Origin of the sequence: Limosilactobacillus caccae, from assembly GCF_900156885.1 — a bacterium.
In the GTDB taxonomy this organism is placed as follows: Bacteria; Bacillota; Bacilli; order Lactobacillales; family Lactobacillaceae; genus Limosilactobacillus; species Limosilactobacillus caccae.
In genome coordinates, this window is sequence record NZ_FTOY01000011.1 from 403591 (window position 1) to 417481 (window position 13891).

At 43.4% G+C, this 13891-nt stretch carries 1 protein-coding gene; it reads left to right on the forward strand.

Annotated elements, in window-relative coordinates; genetic code table 11:
- The first annotated feature begins 25 nt into the window (after positions 1 to 25).
- Positions 26 to 13729, forward strand: a complete 13704-nt coding sequence (locus CZ502_RS07945) for an MBG domain-containing protein (RefSeq protein ID WP_076461339.1) — start codon at positions 26 to 28, stop codon at positions 13727 to 13729.
- Positions 13730 to 13891 lie beyond the last annotated feature (162 nt).

The window sequence follows — 13891 nt, forward strand, 5'->3', positions numbered from 1 at the left end:
TCCATACGTTATTGAAAAGGCTAAAATGCCGGTATCGTTTGCAGCATCGGTACAGTCCGTTAGCTCGTCAAGTGACTTTGATCCAGAAAATTACTTCAATCCGCAAGCGATGGTGGATGGTAGTAGTACAACTACCGTTGTTCTACAGAGAGTCAAAGGCAACGCTAACGGCTACTACCTTTTTGAAGATGAAGCCGGCAATAAAACTATAGAATTGCCAGCTGAAAACGGCAGTTACAAGGTCACTTTGACTGAAGCAGGGATGGCGAGAGTACGAGAACTTTTTGCTGGCAAAGTTAACTTTAATAACTACGAAATGGTCAACCAAACAGTTGGTGTCTTGAATGTTGTTTCGACATCAGCCATGATTCACTACGTTGACGCAGATAACAATGACGAACCACTTGATGTGCAATATACGCAAGTAATTGCTGGTGAACCAAACTCGAAACTTGAATTTGGTGACAAGTTGCGGATTCCAGAGGGCTATCAACTAGCAGTCAATCAGCCAACTAGCGTTACTTTGGGGGCTTTGGGTTCTAACACTAATGTAACGATCAAGCTGGTTCGCAATAGGGTTGTAGTAACCCCAGAGGATCCCAAGACACCACAAGACAAGTTGCCAGAAACTCCGGGTAAGGACTATCCAGATGGCACTAATTATCCAACTGGTGTTGCTCAAGATGATTTGAATAGGACCATCACCCGGACAATTACCCAAAAGCTGCCATCGGGTGAAGAAAAGACGACTACCCAAACGGTTACTTTCGCAAGATCAGCAATGGTTGATTTGGTCTCAGGTGAAGTTACATACGGCGAGTGGAAACAAACTGGATCATGGGATAAAAAGGACGTTGCTCAAGCCGGCTACACCGCTCACATTACGCAGACAGTCAATGGAACAACGACAACTTTGACCTCCATTGACCAAGTCACGGTTACTCCAGATAGTCAGGACACGACTGTCACAGTTACTTACTCTGCTGAAGCAAGTGCTACGTTGTCAGGTAAGGCTTCAAGTGACTACTCTGGCTCAGCCATTAGCTGGGATGATGTTAACAGTGAAGATAATGGTAATAATATCAAAGTTACAGTTACCGGTCCTAATGGTGGAGATTACAAGTTGCAACAAGGCGATGTTGAATTTTCTGCCAATGGCACTGACTGGTCAACCGCTTTGCCAACTAATGCTGGAACCTACCAAATTCACTGGACCCAAGCTGGTATTGCTAACATCAAGAAGAAATTCGGTAACGCTTCAATTACGTGGGGCGATAAAGACGCTAACATCAAGGGTAGCGCTACTTACACAATTAATGCAGCGACTGTCGATGTTACATTGTCTGGATCTGGAACCAAGGTTTATGATGGTCAACCAGTTTCAACGACTGAGTTGAATAATGAAGCCAATGGTGGCAAGAATAACATTCATGCTGAAATCCAAGTTTCAATCAACGGGACCATCACCAGTATTGATTACATCCTACAAGATGGTGACTATACTTGGGTCGATTATCCCAACCCAACACCTGACGATGGTCACCCAGATTATGTAACAAATGGACAGGCTCCAACGGACGTCGAACCTGGTCAGGCATACAAAATCCAACTTAATCGAAAGAGTCAGACATTTATCGACCACATTACTGCAGCAATCTTGAAGCAAAACCCAGATTTTGAAGGTAACTTTGAGATTTCTAGCGAAAGTGCAGGCAATCAAGACGCCACCTTCACCATTACGCCGGCACCGGCTAAGCTGGAACAGACTGGCTCAGCTGATAAGACTTATGATGGTAAGGCTGGCAGTGTGACTCTTGAACAACTCTTGAATAACTTGAAACCTAGTCTAGCTGATGGCAAGCCACTGTACGGTAAGGATGCCTTTAATACTACCGGGTTGACATTAGACGACTTTGACTGGTACGAAGGCAACACTGATCTGGGCAAGGTCAGTGGTAAAGACACGGCACCAAAGAATGTCGGTCACTACACGATTAAGTTGAACCAAGATGGTCTCAACAAGATTGCTGGCAGGGGTGACCAAAACTACAACCCTAACTACAGCTTCTTGACTGGTCCAGAAGGTAATCAAGAGCCAAACTACTCCGGCGCCTTTAAGTACGACATTAATCAAGCTGATGGTACGGTTTCAATTAAGAATACTACTGAAAACAATTACTCTAAGCCTTACGATGGTCAACCAACTACTAGTGTTGACATGTCTAAGTTGACAGTTACGGCAGCTGACGGTAAGCCTGCGGTAATTGACTTCAGCACAACTGGTTTAACCGACGATGACTTTGTCTTCACTGACGCTGAAGGTAATGTTTTAGCTAACCAACCAACTGCCGCTGGTACTTACTACATTAAGTTAACTACTGCTGGATTAGCTCAATTAAACACGGCTAACCCTAACTACAAGTTGACTTACGACAATAGTTTGGCAACTTACCAGATTACGCAAGCTGATTTAACTGTTAAGCAAAGTGGTTCAAGTAATCACGATTACACTGACAGTCCACTTTCTCCAGAATTAAGTGGCGTTTTAGCTAACTTAAAGGCAACTGCTGGTTTAGTTAATGGTGAAAGCTTGAATACTAGCGGCTTGACATTAGCTGACTTTGACTGGACAGCTAAGACAGATGCTGGTGACTACACACTTAAACTGAATGCAGCTGGTTTGAAGACGCTACAAGATAACAACAAGAACTACAGTATTAGTGCAGTTACTGGTGCTTACACCTTTACCATCAATAAGGCTAACGGTAAGGCTGTCTTTGGCGGCGATGGCAGCAAGACCTACAACGGTTCTGCCATTACTGATTACAAGCCAACTATTACCGTAACCGCTCCTGGTACTGCCACGATAGTTGATTTAACTGCTGGTACTGATTATGTTTGGTACTTGCTCGATGCTAACGGCAACAAGACAGGCTCAGCCTTGACTACTGCACCAGCTGATGCTGGCAACTACAGTGTTGAGTTGACAACTGTTGGTAAGGGCAAGATTACTGCTCTTAACGCTGCTAATATCGATTGGACCGGTAAAGATGCCATTACTGGTACTGGTTCATACATCATTAGCAAGGCAACTGCCACAGTGAACTTCACTAACAGCAGCGGCCAAACTGTTGATTACAGCGGCCAGACTGGTAAATTCGATGCAAGTAAATTCACGCCAAGCATCACAACTAATAATGGTCAAACGTTGACTATTCCAGAAGGTGTCCACTTATCACTTGCTGCTGGTGACTTCACCATCAACGGTGTTAAGACGACAACTGAACCGGTTGCTCTTGGCTCTTACACAATTGGTCTAAGTGATACTGGTTTTGCTAAATTGCAATCAGCAACCAACAACTACAATTGGGACAACAAGGCTACAGCTAGCTACGTTGTTAAGGCTAACGACAAGGCAACTGTCACTGTAACTAATAATGTCGCTGACGGCGGTCACCAAACTGTTGTCTACAAGGGCTCAGCTTTTGGTACTAATGACATTAACTTGGGCGACTACGCTTTGACTTTGCCAACTGGTTTAACTTACCAATTACAGGCAGGCGATTTGGAATTAGTCAGTGATCCAACTAATGTTGGTACCTACACTGTTCAATTGAGTCAGCAAGGTAAGACTAACTTGCAAAAGGCCGGTGGTGATAACTTTAAGTTTGATTTTGATAAAGCCGGTGTTGCTAACACTACTGCAAACTTTGAAATCACCAAGGCTACGCCAAGCGTAAGCTTCAACGGTGTCGGTTCTAAGACTTTTGGTCAAGATGACGAGGCATGGACTACACCAGCAGGTTTAACATTCACTGATGCACCAGGAATGGGCAACCAAACCATTTCCTTAGCTAACGGCGACTACGAATTTGTTGGTCAAGATGGCACTGTTTACCAATCAGTTCCAACTAACGCTGGTACTTACAAGGTTCAACTTACTGACCAAGGTAAGGGTAAGATCACTGCTTCAACAATCAATAGCGCTAACCTTGATTGGGCTAAGGCTCAGATTAGCGGTGAAGGTTCATTCACTGTTAATGCCGTCGCAGGTACAGCCACATTAAGTGGTACTAACGGTAGAGACTACAACGGTTTAGCTGTTACAACTACCGACATTAACAATGGCGGCAACATTGTCGTAACGATCGCAATTCCAAATAGTGATAAGACGATTAGCTACAAGTTAGCTGATGGCGACTACACTTGGAAGGATAATACTGATCCAACCAATGTTGGTACTTACACAATTGAACTTAACAAGGACAATATTTTAGCTCACTTGCAAGCTCAAATTGCTAATGACCCAACTTGGAAGGGCAATGTAACCCTTACTGATGCTAACTTGTTAGGCACAGCAGCGTTTACGATCAACCAAAAGGCAAGTAGCGTTTCTTTAACTGGTGACAATTACAAGGATCCTGCAGCATACACTGGTAGTCGAGTTTCAACGCCACTTGCCACTTTGAAGGCCGCTTTGACCAGCGCTGATAATTTGGTTCTTCCAGACTTATTTGCAAATAATTTTAACTGGTACGACCAAACAGGTAAGCAGCTAGATTCAGCTCCAACTGCTGCTGGTTCTTACACGATTAGGTTGAATGATGCTGGTCTGAAACGGATCCAAAGGAAGAACCCTAACTACAAGATCTCAATTGGAACAAATAGTTACGGCTTCAAGATCAAGTCTGCAACTGGTCACGTTGTTCTTAACAATAATGCAACTGATACCTTTACTGGCGTTGCAAATAATGATGTTTATAAGAATTACACGCTAACTCTTTCAACAGAACCAAGCGTAACTGATAAGATTGGTTACACTCTTCAAAAGGGTGACTTACAATTCTTAGTTAACGGCAAATGGACTTACAATGTCCCAACTAATGTCGGTACGTATGAAGTTCGGTTAGGCCAAAAGGGTTGGGACAACTTAAAGAATAGTTCCAACAATAATTCACAAAACATCAATTGGTTGGCAACTGAATCACAAGCTAATAAGAATTACTACACTATCACCGCTGCTTCAGCAACAGCTAGCTTAGGTGGTAAAAACAGCATGGTCTACGATGGTCAGGCACCGGCTGTATCTGATGTTAATGGTGGTACTATCGGTGTAACTTTAACTTTCCCAGGCGCAACTGATGCTAATAAAGTATTTAAGTTGACCGATGCTAGTTACTACACTTGGAATACACCAAATCATACTGATGTCGGCAATTACACCATTACTTTGACTGATGCTGGTAAGACTGCTATTCAAAATTACATTGACAGTATTGTTGGTGAAGGTAATGTAATTCTTTCAGGTGATGCGGCAACGGGGTCAGCTGAATTTGATATTACCCCTGCTCAATTAACAGTTGAACAAAGTGGTAATGGTTCTAAGACTTACAATGGCGATCCTGCTAGTGTTGATCTCACTACTTTGACTAATGCTAATAATTGGACAGCAACTGGCTTACTTGGTGGTCAAAGCTTAAGTATTCCATCTACTTTGACTATGGCCGACTTTGCTTGGTACCAAGAAAATGCCGATGGTAGTGAAACTAAGCTTAACGAAGCCCCAACTGATGCTGGTAATTATGCCCTTAAGTTGAATGAGTCTGGTTTAACTAAGCTTAAGAATGCTAATAAGAATTACAATGTTAACGTAAGTGGCAAGTACTCATACACTATCAACAAAGCTGATGCGGTCATTTCACTTGATCCTGCTAAGAATAAGCAAGAATCACCTTGGACTGGCAGTGCGATTGCGGTTAACCCAGCTGACTTTGTTCCAAGCATTAAAGATAGTTCGAATAAGAAGGATATCTCATATCCAAGTACCTTAACTCTTGTTGCTGGTGACTACACTGTTAGTCAAGATGGTAAAGCTGCAACTGCTCAAGAACCAGGAACTTACCAAATTCAATTAACTGAACAAGGTTGGAAGAAGGTTGCTAATGCTGTTACTGGCACCGGTAACTACAACTGGTCATACTCAGGCAATGGTACTTTGACGATTGCTAAGAAGCAGCAAGCAATTACCATTAGCGGTAGCCAAACAGTAACTTACACTGGGGATGCAGCTGTCTTGCCAACAAATGAAGACGGCACACTCAAAGGCTACACGGTAGAACTTGGTAACGGCTTAACTTACCAGTTGAGGGCTGGCGACCTTGAATTTGTTAAGGCTGAGCATACTAATGCTGGTACTTACAAGCTGAAGTTATCAGATGCTGGTCTTGAAAACATCAAGAAGTTAGCAGAAGGTAACCACTACGATTACAGCTACACTTACGATGAAGTTAAGAACTCTGCTGAATTGATCGTTGAAAAGGCAACCGCTAGTTACCAATTAAGTGGTAGTCAAAGTTCAGTTTATGGTGAGCCAGTTGCAATTGATTTGGCGAAGGGTACTTACACAATTAGCCTAACGACCAATAATGGGCAGGCCTTAACTTATCAATTACAAGCTGGCGATCTTGCCTTTGAAAATGGCACGACACCAACTAAGCGCGGCCGGTACAATGTTGTACTTTCAGCAGCTGGTTTGCAGCACTTGCAAGCACTCAATGCTAACTACACTTGGGATGCTGAAAAGTCAACTTCAACTGCTTACTACCAGATCAACCCAGCAGAAATGTATGTTGGTCTTGGCGGGGCAACGAACAGCGTTTACAACAATGCTGTTCAACCAGTTCCAACCGATAAGTTAGCGGACTTACACCTTGTTTGGGGTGGTAGTGACACCATTCCAAGCGATACTAACGCTATTGACTTACAAGCTGACGACTTTGACTACTACCAAAAGCAAGAAGATGGCAGCTTTAAGAAAGTTGAGCCGAAGGATGCTGGTAAGTACTACTTAGTCTTGAACGAGACGGGTCTTAACCGGTTGAACGCTGCTAATCCAAATGGTAATTACACATTCACGCTCAACGATAAGCCAAGCCAAATTAACTATGGTACTTACACGATTGATAAGTATGATGCCAAGGTAACTTTGACTGGTTCACAATCAGCTGAATATGGTTATGCACAGCAATTAGCCGTTAAGAACTTCCACTTGGTTGTTCTTGATAAGGACAACAACCAGATTATTCAGGTTCCAGACGACATGATTGCAGCTGGCGACTTAATAATTAAGGGTCAACCAACTACTACAGCTCATCCAAACGATGTTGGTACTTATGATGTTGAAATTACCGATGCTTTGCTTCAGAAGTTAGAAAAAGAGTACCCAAACATTAACTTTGAAGAAGAAAATGTTTCTTCTAGCACTGATTCTACGGGTAACAAGCAGCCGATAAATTCAAAGAATAATGATGGTAAGTACATCATCACCACCATTGATGCTTACATTACGATCAATGGTAGCCAATCGGTTTACTACAACCCTGAGCATTCATATGATATTGATTCAACTAACTACAGCGTTACTTTGAGGGACAAGAATAACAAGGAAATTGTGATTCCTGCTGACATTAAGTCAAAATTGCAATTTGAATTTGTTAAATCTCCAACTGATGCTGGTGATTACCAAGTAAAATTGACTCAAGGTTCAATTAACTTGATTAATGGCATTGGTGCTAATAACCCTAACGGCGAAGATAATTACGCTTGGCATGATACAGTTCAATCACAAAAGTATGTTGTAAATAAGGTTCCAGTAACCGGAACGCTTGTTAATGCCGGGACAGACCCAGCAAGTTCAATTTATGGTAAGCCAATTAACTTAGATAATTACTTGGATAAGTACAAGGTTACTTTGCTTGATCAGGTTACTAATCAAACAGTTAACTACACGCTTCAAAAGGGTGACTTAATCTTTGTTAACGGTGATCCGACGACAACTGGTACATTTGATGTTAAGTTGTCACAAGCTGGTGTTGCTCACCTGAGAGCACAGTATCCAGAATCAAACTACACGCTGGGTTTGAATCAACACGCTACTTTCAAGGTAACTGCAGCTACACCAACAATTACAATTACTGCTAATGGTGAGAGTCAAAAGACTTACGATGCAAACCCTGCAGAAATTAAGCCGGGCGACTTCACTATCTCAATCACCACTAATAATGGTCATACAATTGATTACTCATTAAATGATGATGATTTACAGTTTGTTGGTCAAACGCCAACTAATGTCGGTCAGTATGATGTAACGATTAAGCAAAGCGTAATTGATAACTTGAAGCAGCAATTCCCTAACTACAACTGGGATGCAAGTTCAATCACTGGGGCAACTGGCAAATTTACGATTTCACCAGCTGCAGGTTCAGCTGAACTTTCCGGTAGTGTTACTAAGCCATATGATGGCACGGGAATTAGTGATTTAAGTCCAATTACGGTCACGGTTAACTACCCAGGTGTTGGCGAAAATACTAGTTACCAATTAACTGATAGTGATTTTGTCATTGTTAATGATGTAACTGGCACGCAGTATCAACCAAGCCAAGCGCCAGCTGATGTGGGTAATTACCATATCGAATTAACGGCGGCTGGTAAGGCTAATATCGCTAAGTTAGGCAATAGTGAAGTTAAGAACATTAATTGGACTGATGCTTCATACACCGGCAGACCAACTTACACGATTTCTGCAATTGCAATCAATGTAACTGGTAAGGGTCAAACCCAAACTGCAACTTATGATGGTAGTTCATTTGGTACTGCTAATCAGCTTGATCTTGATAAGTTTGTGCCAACACTTGAAGCTGGTAAAGTCACTGTGCCAACTATTCCAACTGGTACTTTGACCAACGATGATTACACCATCAAGGATAAGGACGGCAATGTTGTTACTGATCCAACTAAGGCTGGCGACTACACTGTTTGGCTGAATGAAGATGGTATGAAGAAGCTTTCAGATCTTTCAAGCAACTTCACTTGGCCAACTGACCCAGTACAAATGGGTACTTTGACAATTAACCAAGCTGAAATAACTGGAACTTTATCCGGTTCAAACAGTAAGACTTACGATGGTGATGATGTTTCAACTACTGATATTAATCAGCAGGGCGGCACTATCACCGTTCAAGTAACTGTTAATGGTGTAACTTACAACTACAGCTTGCAAGATGGCGACTACACTTGGAACACCAAGGATGGTCAAGCGCCAACTGCTGCTGGTAGTTACACTGACAAGATTGTGCTTGACACTACTGGTGAATTGCCAAAACACTTGACTGACTTTCTTGTTGGTAAAGACAGTGAGCTCGCTGGCAATTTCAAGATTGATACGAATAAGCTCACTGGTTCAGCAAGCTTCACGATCAATAAGAAGGATGCAACTGTAAGTCTTGGCGGATCAGATCACAAGGATTATGACGGCAGTGCTGGTTCTGTAACACTTGATCAATTACTCAATAACTTGAGTTCAAAGGATCTTGTTAACAGTCAAACTTTGGATACTACTGGTTTGACGCTGGCTGACTTTACTTGGTCAAATCCAGATCATACTCCAGCTGGTGAATACACTATTAGTTTGACTCCTACTGGTCTTGAAAAGTTACAAGCCAATAACCCTAACTACAATATTTCTGTAGAAGGTAGCTTTGCTTACACGATCAACAAGTCCGCCGCAAGTGCAGTTCTTGCTGGCTCAGGGCAAAAGACTTATAATGGTGAGCGTGTTTCAAGCGCTGACTTGCAAAATGGCAACATCACTGTTAAGGTCACGCTTCCTGGCCAAACGGATCCACAAACAGTAACGCTTGGTGTGAGTGACTTTGCCTGGAATACTTCTGATGGCAAAGCGCCAACCAATGCTGGTGCCTACACCATTACAATCAATGACCAGGGTAAACAAGCAATTGAAGATCAATTTGCTGATAACCAAAATATTGATTGGACCAAGAGTACTTTCACTGGTTCAGCAACTTACAAGATCAACAAGGCAGCAGGAACAATTAACTTTACCGGATCAGATGGCAAGGACTTCGATAATAAAGAAATGACGAGCCTTGATAAGGATAAGTTCTATGTAACTGTCAATGGCAATAAGGTTGCGTTACCTGATGATGGTTTTGAAATTGTTGATAAAGATGGCAAGCAAGTAACTCCTAAGGATGCCGGAACTTACTACATTGTTTTGACAGACAAAGGCTTACAAGAATTGCAAAAGGACAGCAATTACAGCTGGACACCAAACTGGAATGGTAACACCGTTCCAAATGAAATTGGTACTTATGTCATCAATCAAGCTAAGGCAACGCCATCGCTTAGTGGACAAACTGCTAAGACTTACAATGGTGACGCAACTACTCTTGCTGAAGTAACGAAGGATGGTAAGATCACGGTAAGCGTTGATTTAGGCAATACTGAATTTACGATTCCAAATTATGCTCTTACTGTTAATGATTACGAGTGGCTTGGAACGGATGGTCAAAAGCTTTCCGCCCCAACTGATGCTGGCAAGTACATCATCAAGTTGAATGATACTGGTTTGCAAAACATTCAAGCTTACTTAGATAAGACGTATGGTCAAGGCAACGTGCTCGTTGATTCAACTAAGGATAGTGGTCAAGCTAACTTTGAAATTACGCCATTTGAAGTGACGGTAACTATTAATGGTAAGGCAACTGTTGGCGCTGGAACGACAACGATTCCAGACGGCAAGTACAGCTTTAACTTTGATCCAACTAAGAAGGGTGATAAGTTGCCGAATGGTTGGCAAGCACCAACGCTTTCTGCTAGTGAACTTGAATTTACGGGGGATGCACCTACTGCGGAGACGAAGAATGGGACATTTACTGTAAACTACAAGGGCGGTCAAGCCGCTCTGCAAACGCTACTTGGTGAAAACTATCAGGTAACTTACACCACAGCTTCAAATAATTACATTGTTGCTGCTTCAACTCATGTCATTGATTATCAGGATAAAGATGGTAATCCAGTTGGCAACCAAACCGTATCTGGTGATCCAGATGAAATTGTTCCATTCACACCGGAATATCCAGCTGGTTGGAAACCTGTAGATCCAGCTTCAGTTCCAACCACAGTTCCTGTTGATGGTGGAACAACCACGATCATAGTAGAGCACAAGGTAATTACGGTAACTCCAGATGATCCGAAGACGTCAGAAGATAATTTACCTGATACTCCAGGTAAAGATTACCCAGACGGTAACAAGTACCCAGCTGGTGTAAGTGAATCTGACTTGAACAAGACCATCACGCGGACAATCATTGAAAAGTTGCCTTCTGGTGATAAGACGACTGAACAAAAAGTTACGTTCACTAGAACAGCAACAGTTGATTTAGTTACTGGTGAAGTCAAATACGGTGATTGGACAAAGAGTGGCGCATGGAGCAAATTTACTCCAGGAGTTGTTTCTGGCTACACTGCAAATCCGACTGTGGTTAAGGCAGAAGATGTAGCTGTTGATACCAAAGATCAGACAGTCACGATTAACTACACGGCTAATGTGGCAGATGAGCAAACTGTCACGATCAAGTTCGTCGATGATGATAAAGGCGGTAGTCAAGTTGGTGATTCGATCACTAAGAATGGTAAGACTGGCGAAAGTGTTCAGTTGGGCTTGAGTGTTCCAGAGAACTACAAGCTAGCTGAAGGTCAAACCCTACCTACGGATTACACCTTCACGTCAGCTAAAGATCAGACGATCACGATTCATCTGGTTCACCAGACTTCCGAAGTGGATGGTAACAGCACTGATATTCCAGAAGCCATCAAGCAGCAACTGAATGATGAAGTTACCCGGACCATCAACTACGAAGGTCTGAGTGCGGATCAATTAGCTCAATTGCCAGCAGGTCAAAAGAACGGGACGAAGCAAACAGTTAAGTTTGTCGGTTCCGCTACATACGACCCCGTTGATAAGAAGTTGGTTGGTGATATTACTTGGAAGGTTGGAACCCCAGCAAGCTACAAAGGCTTCACGCCAAAGAGCTTCCCAGGCTACACGGCTTCTGTATCTGAAGTTCCAAACTTTGCGCCAAAGCAAGGTGACAAGGACAGCACGGTAACGATTAGCTACACTGCTAATGACCAAACCGGCAAGATCTCATATGTTGATGGTGACGGCAATGAAATCAGTTCAACACCATTGACTGGCAAGACTGGTGAAACGGTAACAGTAACGCCAAAGATTCCAGCCGGATGGAAACTAGTTCCAGGACAGGATATTCCTGAAACGGTAACAGCAACCCCGGATGGCATCCCAACGGTAACGATTACAATCCAGCATAAGAAGATCACGGTAACTCCAGATGATCCAAAGACGCCGGAAGATAAGTTGCCGGAAACGCCAGGCAAGGATTATCCAAATGGCAGCAAGTACCCAACAGGTGTTGCCAAGGATGACTTGAATAAGGACATCACCCGGACAATCAAAGTGCACTTGCCAAATGGTAGTGTGGAGCAGCATGAGCAAACCGTTCACCTGACCAGAAACGCAGTTGTTGACCTAGTCACCGGTGAAGTAACTTATGGTGCTTGGTCAACTGGTAAGTGGGACGCATTTACTCCACAGGCCATCGATGGATACACTGTCAAACCGGCAACTGTATCAGCGATGACGGTTACAGCGCAGACCACGGATCAGACAGTTGAAATTAACTACCAGAAGAACGATACCCCTGCACCAACCCCTGTTCCAGTTCAGGAAAGCAAAGAGGTTACGGAAACAATTAAGTATCAATTTGCGGACGGGACAGAAGCGGCGCCAAGTCAGGTAGTTAAGATTAAATTTACGCGGTCAGGCTTGAAGGATCCGGCAAGCGGGAAGGTTACTTGGAATGAGTGGGAACCTGCTACTCACGCGTTTAATGCGGTAACATCCCCACAGATTGCTGGTTACCAGCCAGACATTGCGATTGTTGAAAAGCAAGAGGTAACTGCTGATTCTGCAGATCTTAGTTTTGTTGTCAAGTATGTAAAGAATGATGACAAGCCGGGCGAACCGACAACGCCAGATGAACCGGGCAAGCCGGACAATCCAAACAAGCCTGATAACCCAGGTGAACCGGATAATCCAACAAACCCAGATAAGCCAGGCAAACCGGATGATCCAAACAAGCCTGATAACCCAGGCGAACCGGATAATCCAAACGAACCTGACAACCCAGGCAAGCCGGATGATCCAAACAAGCCTGATAACCCAGGCGAACCGGATAATCCGACAAACCCAGATAACCCAGGCAAGCCGGACAACCCGACAAACCCAGATAAGCCAGGCAAGCCGGATAATCCAACGAACCCAGGTGAACCGGGTACTCCAGATAACCCATCGAACCCCGACCAACCTGGTATTCCGGATAACCCATCACAACCGGGAACCGGCGATGAAGATAAACCAGGAAACCCAACAATTCCTGACAATCCTTCAACGCCAAACAAACCGGATAAGCCGTCTGATACGGATAATCCGGGAACGGGTGAAGAAGGTAAACCTGACACTCCTGGTAAGCCAACCCCTGGTACTCCAGAAGGGCCGGATAATGGCACTCCATTAACTCCAGATACGGAAAAAGAATCTGGCAGTTTACCTGTGCCAGGCGATCACTCACCTGAAGACTCAACACCATCAGATGAGAAGTTAGTCAGCGACAAGCAACCTTCAAACGTTGCTACTGATAAGCAAAACGCTGCAAAGAACGGTGTTAATGCTAAGCAATTACCACAAACTGGTAATGAAAGTGGCAAAGCTGCTGCAATCACTGGCATTGGCTTATTAGGTGTTCTCGCCTTATGCTTCGGCTTTGGTAAGAAGCGTCGTGACGACTAAATAATTCGAAAGGACTGTGACATAAAATCTGTTAACCAGATAAAATTACAAATAGCACAGTACACAAATGGGCTCCAAAGCTCGGTAACGCCGAACTCTGGAGCCCTATTTGTGTTTACGGGGGCGTGAAAGCGGAATCATAATTGATTGGCTTCTTTCACG